The 18,551-nt window shown below is 71.7% G+C and carries 22 protein-coding genes; 15 read left to right on the top strand and 7 right to left on the bottom strand.

Annotated elements, in window-relative coordinates; genetic code table 11:
* Positions 1-184 precede the first annotated feature (184 nt).
* The 9 genes from ACFY4A_RS26935 to ACFY4A_RS26895 all read left to right on the top strand — a co-directional run bounded on the left by ACFY4A_RS26935 (position 185) and on the right by ACFY4A_RS26895 (position 8,036).
* Positions 185-667 carry an MgtC/SapB family protein gene (locus ACFY4A_RS26935; RefSeq protein ID WP_390831925.1) on the top strand — a complete coding sequence of 161 codons (483 nt, stop codon included), beginning with the start codon at positions 185-187 and terminating at the stop codon, positions 665-667.
* A complete protein-coding gene (locus tag ACFY4A_RS26930) occupies positions 664-942 on the top strand; it encodes a hypothetical protein (protein WP_390831924.1) in 279 nt (92 codons plus the stop codon). The genes ACFY4A_RS26935 and ACFY4A_RS26930 overlap by 4 nt, the downstream gene beginning before the upstream one ends.
* 629 nt (positions 943-1,571) lie before the next feature.
* A complete protein-coding gene (locus ACFY4A_RS26925; protein WP_390831923.1) occupies positions 1,572-2,762 on the top strand; it encodes an ATP-binding protein in 1,191 nt (396 codons plus the stop codon).
* The gene (locus tag ACFY4A_RS26920) at positions 2,759-3,604 is read left to right on the top strand and encodes a roadblock/LC7 domain-containing protein (RefSeq protein ID WP_390831922.1); all 846 of its coding nucleotides are present in this window, start codon (positions 2,759-2,761) and stop codon (positions 3,602-3,604) included. Before ACFY4A_RS26925 ends, ACFY4A_RS26920 begins: the two co-directional genes overlap by 4 nt.
* Positions 3,601-3,978 (top strand): DUF742 domain-containing protein, encoded by a 378-nt coding sequence (locus ACFY4A_RS26915; protein ID WP_390831921.1) that lies wholly within the window; start codon positions 3,601-3,603, stop codon positions 3,976-3,978. The genes ACFY4A_RS26920 and ACFY4A_RS26915 overlap by 4 nt, the downstream gene beginning before the upstream one ends.
* Positions 3,979-3,981: 3 nt before the next feature.
* Positions 3,982-4,542, top strand: a complete 561-nt coding sequence (locus tag ACFY4A_RS26910; RefSeq protein ID WP_361419790.1) for an ATP/GTP-binding protein — start codon at positions 3,982-3,984, stop codon at positions 4,540-4,542.
* Between the two features lie 13 nt (positions 4,543-4,555).
* A complete protein-coding gene (locus ACFY4A_RS26905) occupies positions 4,556-5,914 on the top strand; it encodes a cytochrome P450 (protein WP_390831920.1) in 1,359 nt (452 codons plus the stop codon).
* An 89-nt stretch (positions 5,915-6,003) separates the two neighbouring features.
* Positions 6,004-7,251, top strand: coding sequence for a cytochrome P450 (locus ACFY4A_RS26900; RefSeq protein WP_390831919.1), 1,248 nt, complete (start codon positions 6,004-6,006; stop codon positions 7,249-7,251).
* 5 nt (positions 7,252-7,256) lie between these two features.
* Positions 7,257-8,036: an enoyl-CoA hydratase/isomerase family protein gene (locus ACFY4A_RS26895; RefSeq protein WP_390831918.1), complete on the top strand. Its 780-nt coding sequence runs from the start codon at positions 7,257-7,259 to the stop codon at positions 8,034-8,036.
* Positions 8,037-8,217: 181 nt separating this feature from the next.
* Here ACFY4A_RS26895 and ACFY4A_RS26890 read toward each other — a convergent pair whose 3' ends face one another.
* Positions 8,218-8,625 carry a hypothetical protein gene (locus ACFY4A_RS26890; RefSeq protein ID WP_390831917.1) on the bottom strand — a complete coding sequence of 136 codons (408 nt, stop codon included), beginning with the start codon at positions 8,623-8,625 and terminating at the stop codon, positions 8,218-8,220.
* 309 nt (positions 8,626-8,934) lie between these two features.
* Between ACFY4A_RS26890 and ACFY4A_RS26885 the strand changes: the two genes are divergently transcribed.
* The 3 genes from ACFY4A_RS26885 to ACFY4A_RS26875 all read left to right on the top strand — a co-directional run bounded on the left by ACFY4A_RS26885 (position 8,935) and on the right by ACFY4A_RS26875 (position 12,477).
* Positions 8,935-9,396: a response regulator gene (locus ACFY4A_RS26885; protein ID WP_390831916.1), complete on the top strand. Its 462-nt coding sequence runs from the start codon at positions 8,935-8,937 to the stop codon at positions 9,394-9,396.
* Between the two features lie 70 nt (positions 9,397-9,466).
* A complete protein-coding gene (locus tag ACFY4A_RS26880) occupies positions 9,467-11,347 on the top strand; it encodes a sensor histidine kinase (RefSeq protein WP_390831915.1) in 1,881 nt (626 codons plus the stop codon).
* Positions 11,348-11,523: 176 nt separating this feature from the next.
* A complete protein-coding gene (locus ACFY4A_RS26875; RefSeq protein ID WP_390831914.1) occupies positions 11,524-12,477 on the top strand; it encodes an SGNH/GDSL hydrolase family protein in 954 nt (317 codons plus the stop codon).
* Between the two features lie 96 nt (positions 12,478-12,573).
* On the opposite strand, the gene ACFY4A_RS26870 is transcribed toward ACFY4A_RS26875, so the two are convergent.
* Both ACFY4A_RS26870 and ACFY4A_RS26865 read right to left on the bottom strand, forming a co-directional pair.
* Positions 12,574-12,969 (bottom strand): hypothetical protein, encoded by a 396-nt coding sequence (locus ACFY4A_RS26870; protein WP_390831913.1) that lies wholly within the window; start codon positions 12,967-12,969, stop codon positions 12,574-12,576.
* A gap of 93 nt (positions 12,970-13,062) precedes the next feature.
* The gene (locus ACFY4A_RS26865) at positions 13,063-13,599 is read right to left on the bottom strand and encodes a DUF2269 domain-containing protein (protein WP_390831912.1); all 537 of its coding nucleotides are present in this window, start codon (positions 13,597-13,599) and stop codon (positions 13,063-13,065) included.
* 198 nt (positions 13,600-13,797) lie between these two features.
* On the opposite strand from ACFY4A_RS26865, the gene ACFY4A_RS26860 reads away from it, so the two are divergent.
* The gene (locus ACFY4A_RS26860) at positions 13,798-14,016 is read left to right on the top strand and encodes a hypothetical protein (RefSeq protein WP_390831911.1); all 219 of its coding nucleotides are present in this window, start codon (positions 13,798-13,800) and stop codon (positions 14,014-14,016) included.
* A gap of 234 nt (positions 14,017-14,250) precedes the next feature.
* Here ACFY4A_RS26860 and ACFY4A_RS26855 read toward each other — a convergent pair whose 3' ends face one another.
* The gene (locus tag ACFY4A_RS26855; RefSeq protein WP_390831910.1) at positions 14,251-15,147 is read right to left on the bottom strand and encodes a serine hydrolase; all 897 of its coding nucleotides are present in this window, start codon (positions 15,145-15,147) and stop codon (positions 14,251-14,253) included.
* Positions 15,148-15,335: 188 nt separating this feature from the next.
* Entirely contained in the window at positions 15,336-16,316 is a 981-nt protein-coding gene (locus ACFY4A_RS26850) for an ion transporter (RefSeq protein WP_390831909.1), read from the bottom strand.
* A gap of 664 nt (positions 16,317-16,980) precedes the next feature.
* Between ACFY4A_RS26850 and ACFY4A_RS26845 the strand changes: the two genes are divergently transcribed.
* Both ACFY4A_RS26845 and ACFY4A_RS26840 read left to right on the top strand, forming a co-directional pair.
* Positions 16,981-17,604 (top strand): acetate uptake transporter, encoded by a 624-nt coding sequence (locus tag ACFY4A_RS26845; protein WP_390831908.1) that lies wholly within the window; start codon positions 16,981-16,983, stop codon positions 17,602-17,604.
* A 137-nt stretch (positions 17,605-17,741) separates the two neighbouring features.
* A complete protein-coding gene (locus tag ACFY4A_RS26840) occupies positions 17,742-17,897 on the top strand; it encodes a DUF6131 family protein (RefSeq protein ID WP_390831907.1) in 156 nt (51 codons plus the stop codon).
* A gap of 85 nt (positions 17,898-17,982) precedes the next feature.
* On the opposite strand, the gene ACFY4A_RS26835 is transcribed toward ACFY4A_RS26840, so the two are convergent.
* Positions 17,983-18,126 (bottom strand): hypothetical protein, encoded by a 144-nt coding sequence (locus tag ACFY4A_RS26835; RefSeq protein ID WP_390831906.1) that lies wholly within the window; start codon positions 18,124-18,126, stop codon positions 17,983-17,985.
* A 49-nt stretch (positions 18,127-18,175) separates the two neighbouring features.
* Positions 18,176-18,382 carry a hypothetical protein gene (locus ACFY4A_RS26830; protein ID WP_390831905.1) on the bottom strand — a complete coding sequence of 69 codons (207 nt, stop codon included), beginning with the start codon at positions 18,380-18,382 and terminating at the stop codon, positions 18,176-18,178.
* Positions 18,383-18,551: the final 169 nt, after the last annotated feature.

Genomic DNA, 18,551 nt, shown 5'->3' with positions numbered 1-18,551 from the left:
GAGGTCCGCCATCGGCACCGAGGAGGTGAGAGACATGGACTCCAGTAGTGGTCCAGGCCGTCCCAGGCCCCGCGTTCCCGTGTCCCCCAGCTCCTCGGGCATCCGGTAGCCCGCGGCCGCGCGCCGCGCCGGCGGCCGCCGCGCCCTCGTCCTGCCCCGCTCCCGCGGGGCGAGGGGAGGTTCCATGGCGAACCCGACCACTTTCGATGTCACTCTCCGGCCGGCGGCCGGCTTCGGCTGCGGCGCTCTGACCAGCCTCGATCGCAGGCGGCGCGCCCGCAGGGCCGGCCCGCGCACCGACGCCCCGGTGGCCTGCGGAGCCACGCGGTTCGCCCTCTCCTGCGCGGCGGTCCGCGACTCCGGCAGCCCCACCCGCGTCGCCTCCTGCGTCGTCTCCGGCACCGGCTTCCTCGGCGGCGGGGTCACCCACCGCGAGGGCGGCGGCGTCCGTGGCACCGGCGGCGGGATCGTCGTCGCGACGGGCCGGGGGCAACACGACAACGGTGAGAACACGGGCCCGTGGGCCGCCGTCCGCCTGGCCGGGGACCCGGCGCGCGGTCTGGAGCGGCTCGTCGCGCGGCCGGCCCTGGAGCGCGGTGTCCGGGACCCGCAACGCCGTCCGGACGACGCGCCTCTCGGCACGACGCGGAAGGCGGTGGCGGCATGAGCGACCTCGACGTGCTGCACGCCCGCCGCGCCGTCCGCCGGGCGGCCCGGCAACTGGCCGAGGACGCCCCGAAGCTCGCCTGCGGCTCGGCGGCCGCGTACCGGGCCGGCCTCGCCGTCCGCGCCGCCGCACTGCACAGGGCGGCGCTGGCCGCCTGGTCCTCCGGCATACCCGAGGAGGTCATCGCGGCCGACGGACGCCTGCCGCGGGCCGTGGTGCGCCGGTGGATCGCGGCCGGGCACCCGTCCCGGCGCCCGTGCGACAGCCGGCGGTGACCGCCAACGCCGGTGCCCGGCGGGCAGTCGGGACCTCTGACGCCGGTCTGCCCGCCGCACGTCGGACGAGACCGGCGTCGAAGTGACCTGGACCGGCGGCGCACGCATCCGGATCACCTTCGATCCGCTGACCGTGCCGCACGCCGGGAACCGCTGGACGCCCGGGAGCCGTCCTTGCGTAATGACCCGTGGGCGTGGGCAGCGTCGTCTGTGAAAAAAGCGGTGCGGGGTTGTGAGCGTGTGGTGCGCTGGTCGCTACGACTGGCCGTCAGGTAGAAGCTATGTGTGGCGACTTGACCGTACAAACGGTAGATATAGCGCAATCTGCCTTATGCGGCGAACACCTGACGGTTAACGGACCGCCCACAGGAAGCAACACCCCGCATATCAGGACGCGACCAAGTGGCGAACGGCGTCGGGCACTTGCTCTCCCGGAGTTGCGGAGGGTGCCCTAAGTGAGTGATAGCATCCCCGCGTCTGTGACCTTGGTCCACTCGGCTCGGGCACTGCATTGAGGTCGGCCTGCTCTCAACGCAACAGCGGTCGGGTCGTTCTGAGCGGTTGCGCCGCGGACTCCCACGAGGCGCCACCCACCGACGGCCGCAGGCTAAACGCCAGGAAAGGTTTCCATGATTCGAGACGCACTTGTTTGGTGCCTGGTTGCCGCGGTGGTGCTCGCCGTCGCCGCGGCCCTGGTGCTCTATCGTCGAAATAATGCCATGACGACGAAAAAGAGCCAGGCCGAGGCTGCCTACACGCAGAAGTTGAGCGAGGCCGAGGGGCAACTTGCCACGGTGTGGCATGAATTGCAGCGCCACAAGGCCGAGCACGACCAGACCATCCGAGAGGCCGAAGAGGGTGCGGAGGAAAGCACCAAGGCCGTCCTCAAGGGCTCTGCTCGCTTTCTGCAGAGCCTTGCGGCCGAGCAGTTGGCGCTTCTTGAGGAAATTCAGCGGAAGTACGGCGGCCACGCCGTGCTGGCAGATCTGCTGGAGGTGAACCACTCCAATGCGCAAATGGCGCGGAAGGCTCAGGGTATCGCGGTGATGTGCGGTGCGCCGCTGGGTCGCCGCAGTAAGCCCGCCAGCGTTTATGACGTGGTGCGCAGCGCGCAGGGACAGATTCGCAACTTCCGCCGCGTCGAAATCATGCAGCAGACCGGTTTTGCGTTGAAGGCGTCCGCGGTCTCCCCGGTCGCTCTCGCCGTCGCGGAACTCCTCGACAACGCCGCCAGTTTCTCCCAGCAGGGTTCGCCGATCGAGGTGACCTTCCAGCGGGTGCAGAAGAACCTGTGCATCGTCATCGACGACGCCGGTGTCGGTATGAACGACGAGGACCGGCAGAAGGCGTCCACCCTGCTGTCCGGTGAGCTCCGCCCTCGGCTGTCCCAGCTGGGCAACCAGCCGAAGTTCGGTTTCCCCGTCATCGGCCTGCTCGCCCAGCAGTACGGATTCCGGGTGGACGTCACCGGCATCTCCCGCTACGGCGGCGTCCGGGCGGTCGTCCTGCTGCCGGAGGAGCTGTGGACCGAGGAGGAGACCGCGCCGGCCGAGGTTTCCCAGGTCAGCCCGATCCGCAGCGCGACGGGCCGCTCCGAGTCCGGGACGCGTACCGCACACGGCCTGCCCAAGCGAGGGGCGCGCCAGGTGCCCATCGCCAGTGTTCCCGACACTGTTCCCGACAGCGACGACCCGGCAGAGCCCGTCGCGCCGTCGGACGAGGCCGGCCGCGCCGGCCGAAGCCTGGGAGCCTTCCAGCGCGGCACGCTCTCGGGCCGGAACCTCTCCGCGGCTCCGTTCGAAGGATCCGATAACACATGACCAACGACCTGTCGTGGATGCTCGAGGACATCGTGAGCAACGTGCCGAAGGCGCGGCACGCTGTTCTGCTGTCCGCAGACGGTCTCCCCCGCGGCGCGACCGACGGCATGTCGGAGAAGGACGTGCGCACCATATCCGCGGCCATGGCGGGGATGCAGGCACTGAGCCGGGCGACCTCCCACTTCGCCGGTCCGGGCGAGGACAGGCAGTGGAACCAGACGATCATCGAGTTCTCCCACGGCTGGATCTTCCTGATCGGGGCGGGGCAGGGTGCCTACCTCGCCGCGGCCGCGGCGCCCGACGTCGACATGCAGCAGATCTCCTTCCGCATGCACCGGCTCGTCGCCAGGCTCGGCAACAACCTCACCTCGCCCCCCAGGGTGAACGCGGAGGCCGCGGCCGAGCGTTCCGACCGCGCCGGGGGCCAGCAGGGCGGCAGGCGGGGAACCGGCGTTCCGATCGCCGACCTCGACGAGGCGGTCAGCGAGGTGCGGGGCGCCCGCCACGCGGTACTGCTGGGCTCCGACGGTCTGCCCCGCGGGGCCACCACGGGCATGAGCCAGGACCTGGCGGACACGATCTCGGCGGCGATGACGGGCATCCACGCCTACAGCCGCGCCACCTCGCAGTTCGCCGGTGTGCACGAGCACGCCCGGTGGCGGCAGACGGTCATCGAGTTCCAGCACGGCTGGATCTTCCTGATCTCGGCCGGTCACCGCGCCTTCCTGGCCGCGGCGGCCGACCACGACGCCGACATCGAGGAGTTCACGACCCGTCTGCACCAGGTGGTGCCCCGGCTGAGCGCGCATCTGACACCACAGGGGGCGGTGAGCAGCCAGTGAACGACGAGCCCGATCTCGAACTGACCTCCGCATTAGTGCCTCTCTTCGTGGTCACGAACGGGCGTTCCCTGCCCCCGGACCACGCCTACGAGCGCACGACCCTCGTGTCGGCGCAGGACGGTGCATCCGCCGCCGGCCGCATGCTTTCCCCGGAGGCGGGCCAGGTTCTGGAGATGGTCACGGACGGCTTTCTGTCCGTCGCCGAAGTGGCCGGCCATACGCACCTGCCGCTGGGGATCGTCCGGATTCTTCTGGCGGAGTTGGAAGAGGGCGGCTTCGTCATCACGAGGAAGCCCGTCCCCCGCGCCGAACGTGTCGATCGAGAAATCCTCAGCGCGGTACTCGATGGCCTCAAAGCCCGATTCGGAGCGTGATACGTGTACCTGGATTCAGCCGTCTCCACCGCGGTCAAGATCCTTGTGGTGGGCCACTTCGGAGTCGGGAAGACCACGTGCATCGGAAGTATCTCCGAGATCGAGCCTTTGCGGACCGAAGAGGAGATCACCGAGGCGAGCGTGGGATTTGACGACCTGTCGGGAACTCCGGACAAGACGACCACGACGGTCGCCATGGACTTCGGCCGCCTGACCATCAGCGACGAGGTGGTGCTCTACCTCTTCGGAACGCCCGGTCAGGAACGGTTCAAAGAGATGTGGGAAGAGCTGTCCCGGGGTGCTCTCGGCGCCCTGGTGCTGGTCGACCCCGAGCGGCTCTCCGAGTCCTTCCCGGTCCTCGACCTGGTCGAGCGCTTCGGCCTGACCTACGCCATCGGCGTCAACCGCTTCGAAGGCACCACCAACTACCCGCTCACGGAGGTGCGCGAGGCGCTGAACCTGTCCGCGGAGACCCCCGTCGTCGCCTGTGACGTACGGGACCAGAACTCGGCGGCGCAGGCCCTCATCACCCTCGTGCATCACCTCCTGTCCCTCATTTCTTAGGAGCCACCCGCCCATGCAGCAGCGTCCCGGCATAGAGGGGCCACCCCCCGGCTGCCCCGCCCACGCCAATGTCCCGGTCTACGGCCCGCAGTTCGGCTCCGATCCCGACAGCCACTACGAATACCTGCGCACCCTCGGCCCGAGCGCGCCGGTCGACGTCGCCCCGGACGTCCAGGTCGAGCTGGTCACCAGCTACGACGCCGCTCTGTACATCCTGCAGAACCCCGCTTCGTTCGTCCGGGACTCCCGGCGCTGGAACGCGCTGAACCAGGGGCGTGTCCCCGAGGACAGCCCGGCGCTGCCCATGATGGGGTACCGGCCCAACGCGCTGTTCAGCGACGGCGCGGCGCACGCCCGGCTGCGCCAGGCCGTCACGGACAGTCTGGCAAGCGTCAACGAGCTGCACCTGGTGCGGCAGACCCAGCAGTCCGCCGACTACCTGATCAGCCGGTTCAGCACCGACCGGCTCGGCCAGGCCGAGTTGATGGCCGACTACGCCCAGCCGCTGCCGCTGCTGGTCTTCAGCGACCTGTTCGGCTGCCCGCCGGACATAGGCGACCGCGTCATCGTCGGCATCAGCGGCATCTTCGACGGCACTCCCAACTCCGACCAGGTGCTGGGTGAGGCGCTCGGGGAGCTGATCGCCCTCAAGCGGCGCCGCCCCGGACAGGACCTGACCACCCGTCTGATGGAGCACGCCGCGGGGCTGACCGACGAGGAGGTGCTGCACCAGCTGGTGACCCTGCTCTCCGGAGGCACCGCTCCCCTGGCGGCGGCCATCGGCACGAGCAGCGCGCTGATCCTCGACGAGCAGTGGCAGGCCGGCCTGCCGATCGAGGACGCCGTCACCCAGGTCCTGTGGAACTACGCGCCGATCGCCAACTACGCGGCCCACTACCCGACGCACGACGTGGAGTTGGGCGGCAGGACGCTCAAGGCCAACGACCCGGTCCTGATCTCCTTCGCGGCGGCCAACACCGATCCCCGGCTGGCGCAGCACCGTGAGCAGCTCAGCGCGAAGGCGCATCTGGCCTTCGGGGCGGGTCCGCACGCCTGTCCGGCCAAGGACCCCGCGTTCATGATCGCCGTCACCGCCGTCGAGTCCCTCCTCAATCGGCTGCCAGACGTCGAAGTGCGCGTGCCTTTCAAGGACTTGAGCTGGGTTCCGGCCCCGTGGAGCCGTTCGCTGGTGGCTCTCCCGGTCCGGTTCACGCCCCGGGTCGTGGCGCCGACGCCCGCGCAGACGCAGGCGCCGCAGACGGCCGCCCCCGCCGCGCCGATGGCCACCACCGCTGCGCCGCGGCCTGCGGCCGCGGCCAAGCCCAAGGCGGGCATGTTCAGCCGCTTCCTGGCATGGACCCGAGGGGAGTGACGAAGGCAACCCCAACGCGCATAGTCATTTCGTATGTTCAAGCCACCGTTGGGGTATGCATGGCGGCTGATACCTAGAAAGGAGCCGTCGTGGAGACAGCGGTAACTCCGCCCCCCGACAGACGTTTTGCGGTCTCGCTCTTCTCTCGTCTACGGACAGCGAAGGGCCAGGCCAACCCCTTTCCGATCTACGCGGAGCTTCGGTCAAGGGGCGGAGTCATCGCAGCGCCCTGGGGAGGTCATCTCGTCACGCGCTTCGATCTGTGCGATCAGGTCCTGCGCAACCGTGACTGGCTGGAGCCCGACGCCCGCTGGCGCGAACAGCAGGGCGACGGCACCCGTTGGACCGCTCCCTCCTCACGTGAGATGAGCAGGACGCTGCCCGCCCTCAATCCCCCCGAACACACCTGGGTGCGCCGATCGGCCGGCATGTTCGACCGCACCTCCCTTGAGGAGATCCGTGGCACGGTAGGCCGCATCACGGGCCGGCTCATGGACTCCCTCGCCGACCGGCTGCGCGATGGAGAGGCCGATTTCAACGCCCTGGTCAGCGAGGAACTGCCGGTCGCCACCATCGGGCACTGGCTGGGCCTGCCGAGCGCCGACTTCCCCCGGCTGCGCGAGCTGACCCACGACCAGGTGTTCACCCAGGAGTTGCTGCCCTCGGCCAGTCAACTGGCGCTGTCCGACGCGGCCACGGCCGAACTTCGCGCCTACTTCCTGGAACTGGTGCGCGAGCGACGCGCCCACCCGGGCGACGACCCCGTATCGCGCTGGATCACCCTCTGGGACGCCATGGAGCACGACCGGGACAAGGCCGACGAGGCCGTCTACTTCCTGTCGCTGTTCGTGCTGCTGGCGGCCCTGGAGACGACGTCCACCCTGTTGTCGACCATGACCCTGCTGCTCCTCGAACACCCCAGGCAGTGGGACCGGCTCACCGTCCACCCCGACCTCGTGCCGGCCGCCGTGGAGGAGTCGTTGCGCTACGACCCGCCCACCCACGTGATCAGCCGCGTCTCCTCCAGGGACACCGAGCTGGGCGGTGTCGAGGTACGCAAGGACGAGATGGTCCACCTCATGGTGGGGGCGGCCAACCGCGACCCCGCCAGGCACGAGGACCCCGAGTTGTTCAACCTGCACCGCAAACCGGCCCACCTGGCCTTCAGCGGCGGCATTCACTACTGCCTCGGCGCGCCCCTGGCCCGGCTGGAGGCCCAGACCCTCCTGCACCACCTGGTCAGACGCTTCCCGCGGCTCACCCTGGTGCGCCGTCCGACCTGGGCGCCGCGCGTGGCGTTCCGGCGCCCGCTGAACCTGGATGTCGCTCTCATATGATCGAAATGACCAATACCTTCGACAACTTCCCCTACAAGGCGATACACGTCGAGCAGGACGGACCTGTGCTCCGGATCCGGCTCAACCCGTCGGCGCAGGACAGCTCGCTGACCGTCGCGGCCCTCGACGACCTCGTCTCCCTGCTCAACAGCCTCCATGAACGGCCCGACATCCGCGTGCTGCTGCTGTCGGCGGTGGGCGACGACTTCTGCCTCGGCGCCGATCGCGACGAGTTCCAGGCGGCACTGGCGGAGGACCCGACCGGCGGTGCGATGCGCCGCATCGTGGACAAGGCCTACCGCGTGTGCGACGCCCTGGAGAACTCGCACGCGGTGACCATCGCCAGACTCCATGGCAGGGTCGTGGGTGCCGGCCTGGCGCTCGCCTCTTTCTGCGACCTGCGCGCGGGGGCGGACAGCTGCCGGTTCCGTATGCCGGAGATCGCCCTCGGTCTGCCCCCCGCCTGGGGAGGCGCCATGGGCCGCCTGGTCGCCGAGGGCGGGGCCGCCAGGATCCGTGAACTCATGCTCACCTGCGAGCCGTTCGACGCGGCCACCGCCCACCGGCTCGGTCTCCTGCACAAGGTCGCGCCCGTGGAGGAGCTGGACGCGGCCGTCGACGCCTGGATCAGGCCCCTCGTCCGGCGCGTGCCGGAAGCCCTCACCCTCACCAAGCGCATGCTCGCCGGCTACGCGCGGGCGGACCGCACCGCCGACGTCGCGCTGCTGGACGCGCACCTCCTCACCGCACAGCTCAACCAGGGCCGGGCCGTGGCCCAGCGCTGACCGCGCTTTCCGTCCGTACGCGCCCGACGCTCCCCCGGCGTCGGGCGCGTACGGCGTTTCCGGCGTCCGTGACGACGGCGGGCCCGGCCGGGACGACGCACGGGGACGCATCCGCCGCTCCCCTGCGGTGGGCGGATGCGTCCCCGGTGCCCCGAGCGGCACGGCGTGCGCCCGGAGCCGGTCAGGCGGTGCCGGCCTCCGGGGCCGGGCGGGTCAGGACGAGCGCGATGACGACGACGCTGAGGATCGTGAACACGGCGACCAGGGCGACCACCGCGGCGGGGACGCCGCTGACGAAGAACGCCGGTAGCGCCGAGACCACCGACAGGATCCGGGAGCCCGCCACGACGCGGGAACCGGTCCGGTTCAGCGTGCGCCAGGTGTAGAGGACCGCCAGCACCGTGATCACGCCGAGCACGCCGTCGGCGATGGCGACGGCCGTCGGCGGCCCCTGGGTGTCCGAGTCGGGCTCCGGGAGCATGAAGAAGTTGCTCATGTCGAGCAGGCCCAGGAGGCCCGCGAGAACGAGGCCCACCTTGTTCTTGCGGGTGAGGGCGGGGACGGTTTCCGTGCGGCTGGTCCGGCTCATCTGGGCTCCTGTGTCCGGGAGTCGGGGCGCCGGTGCGGCGACCCGGTGCGGCGAGCATGCGACAGCGGCGTTCCGGCGCGCATCGGTGGTTCGTCCCCGACGGCGGGGAGGTTTTCCCGTACGTCCTGGGAGAAGAGCCTCCCCGCCGGGAACCGGTCTCCGCCATCATCGGGACATGACCTCCGCGGCCCGTCCCATCCGAGTGCTCATCGCCGACGACCATCCCGTAGTACGGCGCGGGATGAGCGCGCTGCTGACCTCGCTGGCCGGGGTGGACGTGGTGGCGAGGCGGCCACGGGCGAAGAGGCGGTGCGCGAGGCGCAGTTGAGCCGTCCCGACGTGGTGGTGATGGATATCCGGATGCCGGCGATGGACGGCGTGGAGGCCACCCGGCGGCTGACCGCGCTGCTGCCCGACGTCGCGGTGCTCGTCGTCACCATGTACGAGGACGACGAGACGGTGCTGTCGGCGCTGCGTGCCGGGGCCCGCGGCTATCTCCTCAAGGGGGCCCAGCAGGAGGAGATCCTGACCACCATCCGGTCCGTGGCGACCGGCCAGTTCGTCATCGCGCCGGGCGTGGCGGCCCGCCTGCTCGGCCAGGTCGGACCGCCGCCCCGGCCGCCCGACGCCTTCCCCGAACTGACCGCCCGGGAGCGCGAGATCCTCGACCGGGTGGCACGCGGCCACGGCAACGGCCGGGTCGCGGCCGAGCTGGAACTGGCCGTCAAGACCGTCGCGAACCATCCGCCATCTTCGCCAAGCTGGGGGTGAGCGGCCGGACCGAGGCGATCCTGCTCGCCCGCGAGCGGGGACTGGGCGACGACGCGTCCGGCCCCGCCACATGACCGCGCCCCTGCCGACCGCTCTGCGCTGTGCCGCCCTCGCGCCGATCGCCGGTGCGTCGGTCGCGTCCCTGTGGTGGGCGCCGCCGTCCCCGTCCGAGCGGTGGGTCCTGTGGGCCCTCGTCGTCGGCCTCGGGCTGACGGCGGCGTACGCCCTGGTCACCGCCCGGCGCGGGGCCTCGGCCGCCTCCCGGCTGCTCGCCCTGTCCGCGGCGGCGCTGCTGAGCGCGCCGCTCGCGGCCGCGGCCGGTGTCCCGGACCTCGCCGTCGTGCCGGTGGTGCTGGCCTCGACGGTCACCGTGCCGCTGGCGGCCCTCCGTGTCGTCGAGGTGCGGCCGGTGTCGCGGACGCTGCGCTGGATGGAGGCGTCGATCGCCGTCTGCGGGGCGGGCTGCGCGGCCGCGTCGGTGACGGGTGGCGAGCCGGCGCTGATCGCGGCCGGGGTGGCCTCCGGGACCGCGATGTGCGCCGGCACCTGGGTGCTGTTCGAACTCACCTCCGGCGACGACCGGCGCCGTGTGCTGTGGCTGGTGCTGGGCGCCGCCGCGACGACGCTGGCCGGGATGCTGCTGTTCGCGGTGGACAACTCCCTCGCGCTGGGCTTCCCGACCACCGTGGTGACGGTCGGCGTGGTGTCCCTGCTGCTGCCGGGCGCCATCACCGTGGCGCTGGTCGCGCCGCGCGCGGTGGACGTCCGGGTGGTGATGCGCGGCGCCGCCGTCCTGATCGTCATGCTCGCGTTGAGTGCCGCGGTGTACGAGGGCCTCGCCGCCGTGTGGGAACTGGCGGTGGGCACGCGGCCGGGCAAGGGCGTACCGCCCCTGCTGGCGGCCGGGATCGCCGCCGGGTACCAGCCGGTCCGGCGTCATGTCGAGGCGGTGATGGACGAGATGCTGTTCGGCCGGTCGGCCGACCCGGTGGAGACGCTGACCCGGCTCGGCACGGACCTGACGACCGGCGCCCCGCCTCCGCTGTGGCTGCACACCCTGCGCACCACGCTCGGCGTGCCCGGCATCGAGCTGTGTCAGGAGGACACCGTGGTCGCCACCGCGGGGACCGTCGACGCGGACCACGTCCAGGTCACCGCCCTGCGCGCGGACGGTGAGAAGGTGGGCGATCTCGTGGTCGGTCTGCCGCCGGGACATCTGCGGCTGCCCCGCGCCGCCGCCGCGGTGGTCGACCTGGTCGCGGCCCCGCTCGCGCAGGCCCTGCACGCGGCCCGGCTCAGCGAGCAGCTGCGCCTGTCCAGGGGCCGCACGGTGACCGCGCTGGAGGAGGAACGGCGGCGCATGCGCCGCGATCTGCACGACGGGCTGGGCCCCACCCTGACCGGCATCGCCTACACGGCGGACGCGGCCGTCAACCTCATCGCCACCGATCCCCGGCACGCGGTCGAGACGCTGCGCGCGCTACGCGCCGACGTGGGCGACACGATCACCGAGATCCGGCGGATCGTCTACGGGCTGCGCCCCCGCGCCCTCGACGAACTCGGCCTCGTCGAGGCCATCCGCCAGCGCACCGCCCCGCTGCGGGTCGCCGACGGGCGCCCCCTCACGGTGACGGTCGACGCCCCGGAGCAGTTGCCGCAGCTGCCCGCGGCCGTCGAGGTCGCCGCCTACCGGGTGGCGGTGGAGGCCGTCACCAACATCGCCCGGCACGCCGCCGTCACCGCCGCCACGCTCACCCTGGAACTGCGCGACAGCACCCATCTGCGGTTGACCGTCGCGGACTCCGGCTGCTGCACCGAGCCGTGGACGCCCGGCGTCGGCATCCAGTCCATGCACGAGCGCGTCGAACAGATCGGCGGCACCCTGACGCTCCGCACCACGCCCGAGGGCGCCACGATCACCGCCGAACTGCCCCTGTCCATCCCGGCGTGACGTCGTCCGCCGCGCGCGGCACCAGCCGTCGTCCCGGCCGCCGCCGAGAACGCCGTCGCCGCTTCACACCTCTGGCCCCGGGGACTTACCGAACGGTATACAAGCCCAGTCGAACGTGCGACGGCGGCGCCCCGGTGCCGGCCGCGTGCGATGTCCCGGCCCAGGGGGAGGAACTGATGGCTCATCAGGAACGTTCGGATGCCGTGGTCAGAGGGCGGCGGTGGCCGGCCGCGGTGGGGGCGGCGCTCGGCGGATGCGCCCTCGTCGCCGCTTCCACGGCGCCCGCCTCGGCGCACGGCGCGGGGCCCGGCGCGGGGCCCGGCGCGGGGCCCGGCGCGGGGCCCGGCCGTGCCGTGCACTACGTGTCGCTCGGGGACTCCTACACCTCCGGTCCCGGAATCCCGCGGCAGGTCGATGCCAACTGCGGGCGCTCGGACCGCAATTACCCGTCGATCGTCGCGGCCGAGCGGAACGTCGCCTCGTTCAAGGACGCGAGCTGCGGCGGGGCGACGACCGAGGAGATGTGGAAGCCGCAGGGCACCAACGACGCCCAGCTCAACGCGCTGCGCAAGGACACCGACCTGGTGACGGTCCAGATCGGCGGCAACGACATCGGGTTCGGTTCCATCATCGCCGCCTGCGCCCAACTCGGCTCCCAGCAGCCGGACGGAGACCCCTGCCGGCGCCACTACGCCGTGTCCGGCGTCGACCGGCTGACGCTCGACATCGCGCGGACGGCACCGAAGGTGGACCGCGTGCTGCGGGCCGTGCACGCCAGGGCACCGCATGCCCGGGTGCTCGTCGTCGGCTACCCGGACCTGCTGCCCGACGACGGCAGCGGCTGCTTCCCCTCGGTGCCGTTCGCCTCGCAGGACTTCCCCTATCTGCGGGACACCGAGAAAAGGCTGAACACGATGCTCCGCCTGGTGGCCGCGTGGAACCGCGCGGAGTACGTCGACACCTACCGGCCCACGGTCGGCCACGACATGTGCAAGGCTCCGGCGGACCGCTGGATCGAACCGCTGCAGCCGGCCTCGCCCGCGGCCCCGGCCCACCCCAACGCCAAGGGTGAGGAGGCCATGGCCCGCGCGGTGCTGGAAGTCCTGGGCAAGCAGCACGGACGGGGCTGAGTCCCGGCCGGCGGGCGTGCGGCGAGCCCCGGCCGGGCGCCCGCCGCACGCTCCCGCGGGTGCGGTCCCGGCAGGCCGACGGGCCCGCGCGCCATGTCACAGGCGCGGGGTGTCGAACCAGTCCCTCGTGTCGGGTCCTGTGGCCAGGAACAGCATGACGGCGCCCAGCACGGCCCCGGCGCTCCACGCCCTGTGGTGCGCCAGGGCGCCGACGACCCCGGCGGTGATCACCAGCCAGCCGATGACGATCGCGCCGGCGCGGACGCCGTTGCCGCCGTTCGCGATCTTCAGCGCGACCACCAGCGACATCACGGCCAGCACGGCGAGAGGCAGAGCCGCGAGGAACAGAAGACCCATGGCCGGCTCGCCGAAGGCACCGCTCTCGACCGTGGCACCGGCCACCGCGAAACGCAGGGCCACGGTGCCGCTGATCGGGACCACGAGGAGGAGCATGACGCGGACGGTCCTGACGGGGGTCGGTATGCGGGTCATGGCAGGCATCGTGGCGGGCACCGGCGTGGCGGTCAACGACCCGATGCGGCAGGCGCGCGGACATGACCTCGCCGAGCCCGATCCGCAACCGGCTCAGACCGGTTCGCTCAGGCGGCGGGCGGCCTGGGTCGCCCGCTGGGAGGCGCGGTGCCGTCGCCCGCGGCGGGTCAGGCCCCAGGGTTTGAGCACGGAGATCACCGTCATGAAGACGTATGCGGTCAGGGAGACGACCGGGCCCATCAGGACGCCGCGAAAGCCGGACAGCGGCTCGCCCGCGGCGACGGCCTCGACCGCCGAGTTCACCTCGGGGCGCAGCGCGAAGACCGTGGCGGTGGTCGTGGCCAGGGTCAGCCAGAACTTCGTGTAGACCCACCGGTGCCGCGCCAGCCCCCACGGGGTACCCAGAGACAGCACCAGACCGCTGAGCAGGGTGAGGAACGCGACCGGGAGCAGGAGCCAGTCGGCGAAGAGTTTCATGGCGCGGACCGAGGTCTCCACGGTCACCGCGGACTGCGTGGTGGTCGCGGCTGTGCCGAGGGCGAGCAGTCCGAGTGCGAGGCCGAGCCAACTGGCGGAGGCGACCACATGGACCACGAGGAAGGCACGGCGTGCGGGGCGGCTTGTTCTCACCCGCCACACGGTGCCGGACGGCGGCGCGGCCTGCGTCCGACGTGGGGAGTAACCCGGTGTACCGGCCTCGGCGTACGGGGCCGGGCCTCCTCCGTTCGGGTGCGCGTGGGCCACGGCGCCGACCCCACCGCTCGCCCGCCGCGCACGCTGGGGACAGCGCCCCCACCGGGCCGGCACCCCCTGATCAAGGAGAGCGACATGCCCATCGATACCGTCGAGCGATTCCTGGCCGCCCTCGACCCGCACCACCGCGAGCACGTCCAAGGCCTGTCACGCGAGGAACAGGAGAGCCTCGCCGCCGCCTGGGAGACGGAGCTCCAGGAGGACACCGATCTCGACACACTGAGCGAGCTGTCGCCGTCGGCGGCCGAGAGCGAAGCGGCGGCTCGCGTGGCCAGGAAGCTCCTCGAACACTGAACGAGGGGGCGGCCCCGGCGCCCGGCGGCCGGTCGGCCCCCGTCTCCGGCCGCCGGGGCGCGCCCGCACGCCCTCCGGGTGCGTCCGCGGGAGTACGCGGCCGCCGACGCCGTACTCCCGCTGTCGTACGGGTACGTCGTTGTACGGGTACCTCACCGCCGGGGTGGGTCCGGGGCGGCGGGCGGTGTCGCCGGCACGGCGCCGGGACACGCGGGGTCCCGGCGCCGGCGCCCGTCAGGTCCCGGCGGCCGCGGCCACGGCCTGCCGGGCCGCCCGCTCCACCAGGGAGACGCCGTCGCTCATCGACGCGCTGCCGTCGGACAGCACGGCGACGAGGTAGCGGTGTCCGTCCACCGTGATCCCGCCGACGCTGTTGACGTCCCAGAGCCCGGAGGTGGTGCGCTGGAGCCAGCCGTTCTTCAACGCGTACCGGGCACCGGAGGCCGCCGAGACACCCCACGCCTGCTCGCTGGAGACCCGGCTCATCAGCGTCCGGATGTAGGTCCGGGACTCCTTGTTCAGCGGGGAGCCGGTCTTCGACGCCCCGGCACTGTCGGACACCGACAGCAGAAGGCGGAGCTGGTCACTGGCCGTCGTCCGCGTCAGCCCCCACTTGCCGCCGGGACCGCCCTTGGTCGAGGTCAGCCCCAGGCGCTTGTTGGCCGCGTCCAGACCCGGCGCCAGGCCGATCTTGCGCCACAGGGCGTTCGCCGCCGCGTTGTCGCTGTTGCGGATCATCGGCTCGGCCAGGGCGCGTTCCTGGGCGGTGAGATGCCGGCCCTCGTCCTGTGCCCGGAGCAGCAGCGCCGCGAGAATGTCGACCTTGACGATGCTGGCGGTGTCGTACGGGGCGTCCTCGCCGTACAGCAGCGGCTTCCGGCTCGCGCCGTCGAGGCTGAGCACCGCCGCCGTCACCCGTGCCTTGCTGTGCGGCTGCGGCGCCGCCGGGGCGACCGCCGCGGCGTGGGGGGCCTGCTCCGCAGGCGCGGCGACCGCGGGGGCCGCGTGCAGCGCGCCGAGGGAGAAGAGGGTCGTCACCGAGGCCAGGAGGGCACCGGCGCAGGCGCCGGCACGGCTGCCCCGGCGCCTGGCCGAGGTCTTCGAATGCGGCATCGAACGCGGATGGGACATGGTCGGGCAGGCCTCCGCAATGGGTCGGCAAACGGGGGAAACTGCTTGGCGAAGGTAGACAAAATGCGCGCCAGGCGAAGTGGCCGCCGTCACTGCGAACCCGTTTTGGCCTGAATTGTGAGAAAACCCACCCCGTCACCCCACCCCCGTCACGTCACCCGTCGATCACCGAAAGCGGCGCAGCCGTCTCACCGGCGCCGCCGGGACGACCTCTGCCCGGCTCGGGCAGGACCGGACGCCGGGCGCGCCACGACCGTCGGGACCACGAGTGCCGCCCGCCTTGCCCGTGGTGGCGCAGTCTGCCCGAGGTCGCGCTCGAGTTCGTCGAGGGCCCTGCGGGCCGCCTCGATCCGGGCGGCGAGGTGCTGCTGGACGTCCGGGGAGCAGGCGGCGTCCCCCGCTTCGGCAGGCTCGTCCCTCTCCATCTCCCGGGCCTCCTCCAGGGACGTGATGACCACGCCGATGAGGACGTTGACCAGGACGAAGGAGGCCAGCAGGACGTAGGAGGCGTAGTAGATCAGGCTCCAGCGCGAGACCTCCAGGCCGCTGTGGACCGCGTCGCCGATGCCGTCCAGGGTCATCAGCAGGAAGAGGGTCAGGACGGCGCGGCCGATGGAGCCGTAGTGCTCGGGGTCGTGGCTGCCGAAGAAGACCCAGCCGACCATGGCGTACACGTACAGCAGCAGGGCACCGACCAGGAGGAAGCTCAGGGTGCCTGGCAGACTTCGGCCCACCGCGACCAGCACGATGCGCACCTGCGGCAGGAAGCGGGCGGTGCGCAGCACGCGCGCCAGCCGCAGCAGCCGCAGCACCGTGGCGTTCTCCCGTACGACGGGTACGAAGGCGCACAGGACGACGACCAGGTCGAAGGAGTTCCACGGGTCCTTCCAGAACTCCCTGGGGCGGTCGGCGCAGGCCATCAGCCGGACGAGGATCTCCACCGTGAAGGCGGCCAGGCAGACGTGTTCCGCCTGCCGTAACCAGTGGTGCCACTGCGCCGCCGGACCGGAGTACGTCTCCACGCCCAGCAGCGCGGCGTTGAGGAGGATCATCGCGAAGACGCCGAGGGCGAACCAGCGGGCCTCGGTGACGGTCCGGCAGCGGCGTGCCAGTTCTCCGCGCAAGGACCGTGAGGCGATGTCGGCGTTCTGATCGTGCTGCTCCGGCATCTGCTGCCCTTGCTCCTTCACATGCGGTGGCAGTCCCGGCCGACCGGGCTGGAAGGACGGGCTTGTCGAGTGATGATCATCCTCCAACACGGACTTCCGCGGCACCGTGGATCGCGACACGTTCGCGGACCGCGTACCGCACGTCGTGTGTGCGGTACGCGGCCATCGTGTGCGCTCAGCCCCGGGCCCCCGGTCCGGTGGTCACCTTCGGGTGCCGCAGTACGGGCGGAAGGCCGCGCCGTCCGGCAGCTCCTGGTGGCAGGCTGTCAGGCAGCTCCTGGCGGCAGGAGGAGCAGCTGTCCGTCCGGGCGAGGCGGTGTCCGCAGGCGGGGCAGAAGGTCGCGCCCCTGGTCCCGGCGCGGCAAAAGCGGGCAGACAAACCGGCGTGGGGTGGCGACGTCGGAGTCCTGGCCGCGCTGCCGCCCACGCGACGCCCGTCCTCGTCGTGCGGGTTTCCGGAATTCGGCCAGGAGCGCGGGCGCCCCGGCAGCTGGTGCCCGACGACTGGTCCTGGGACAAGGGGGTACGCGTGTGGTGAACAGATACAGCTGAAGACTCGGGCAGCGCCGGCGCTGCCCGCGGGTTCGGCCCCGTGGACGTCCTGTGCCTGCGCTCGTCGGGCTCTGGCTGGTTCTGCCGACCTCAGGTCGAAGGGATTCCGCTCATGACTGACGACACCAGCGACTCCGTTCGCGAACAGGCCCGCCCGGCCGACTCGAGGCCGGTCGCCTACGCGGATCCGGCCCCGCTGGGCCTGGCGGGGTTCGCGATGACCATCATCCTGCTGTCCATCATCAACACCGACCTGCTCAAGGAACCCGCTGCGATCTTCCCGGTGCTCGGGCTCGCCGCGTTCTACGGCGGCCTGGCGCAGTTCGTCGCGGGGCTCTTCGAGTTCCGGCGCGGCAACACCTTCGGCGCGACCGTGTTCGGATCCCTCGGCGCGTTCTGGTTGACGTACTGGTGGCTGGTGCCGCGGGTGGCGGCCGTCGGCGACGCGCACAACGCCCTGGGTCTGTTCCTGCTCGCCTGGGGCATCTTCACCGCGTACATGGCGGTGGCCGCGCTGCGCACCAGTCTCGCGGTCCTCGCGTTCCTGGTGCTGCTGGCCATCACCTACGTCCTGCTGGCCATCGGCGAGTTCCAGGGCGGCCCGGCGCCGCACGTCGTCACCCAGATCGGCGGCTGGTTCGGCATCGCGTCGGGGCTGATGGCCTGGTACGCCTCGGCGGCCGCGGTGATCAACGCCACGCACCGGCGGACGCTGCTGCCCACCTGGCCCCGCTGAGCCGTCCCGCGGGGGAGACCGGCGACACCCCCTCGTCCCCGGTGTCCGGCCCGGATCGCGCCCGTACCCGGGCCGGGCATACACGGCCACATCGGGGTATTCGGTTGAATGAAGCACTTCTCGCTACGGAGGCGGTCATGCTCGTCCTCGGCGTCATTCTTCTCGTCGTCGGCTTCGTCACCGGCATCTCGATCCTGTGGACCATCGGCATCATCCTCGCCGTGATCGGCCTGATCCTGTGGGTCCTCGGATCGGTGGGCCACGCGGTCGCCGGTCGCCGTCACTACTGGTGACGGACCTGCGACGACAGGAGCGGCGGCCTGCGGGCCGCCGCTCCTGTCGGTGTCCGCCGAGGTGGGCGAGAAGCAGTTCCGGCGTTCAGCGGGCGTGCCCGGCGCGGCGGCCGGACATCCGCCAGATCCTGATCTCGCGCAGGAGCCCCGGCATCTCCTTGATCAGCACTGCGAGCACCAGCCCGCCCACCAGGGCGGCCTCCACCGCCAGCAACTGTTTCGCTGTCATCCCGTTCCTTCCTTCCGTCCTGACCCGGTCCCGATCCCGACGCGGCCCGTCATCCCGGCGAGATGTTCGGCATGGCCTTCGTGATCGCGTCGTGCTTCTTCCAGTGGATGCCCGTGGACCGCCGGGCATCGGAGGTGCCGTCCTGGTGGTGTCCCGTCTGCCGCTCGTAGGGGCCGCTGTTGCCCTGGTGCAGTCCGGAGACGTGCCCGGGGGTGTCGGGCTTCACATCCCGCCTGCCGACTCTGATCGTGCCCATGGTCTGCTCCTCGTCTCCCCCCGGTGTCTCCTCCGGTCGCCGGCCCGGCTCGCGGGTCGCGCGCGGTTCAGCCTTGGTCGGTTCCGTAGGTGGGGGTGTGGGTGGTGGTGAGGGTTTTGCCGTTGCCGAGGTACATGTGGACGCCGCAGGGGAGGCAGGGGTCGAAGCT

The sequence above is a fragment of the Streptomyces sp. NPDC001292 genome (assembly GCF_042896465.1).
GTDB lineage: Bacteria > Actinomycetota > Actinomycetes > Streptomycetales > Streptomycetaceae > Streptomyces.
The sequence above is the reverse complement of the archived record's forward strand: the minus strand, read 5'-3'. Positions and strand labels throughout refer to the sequence as shown.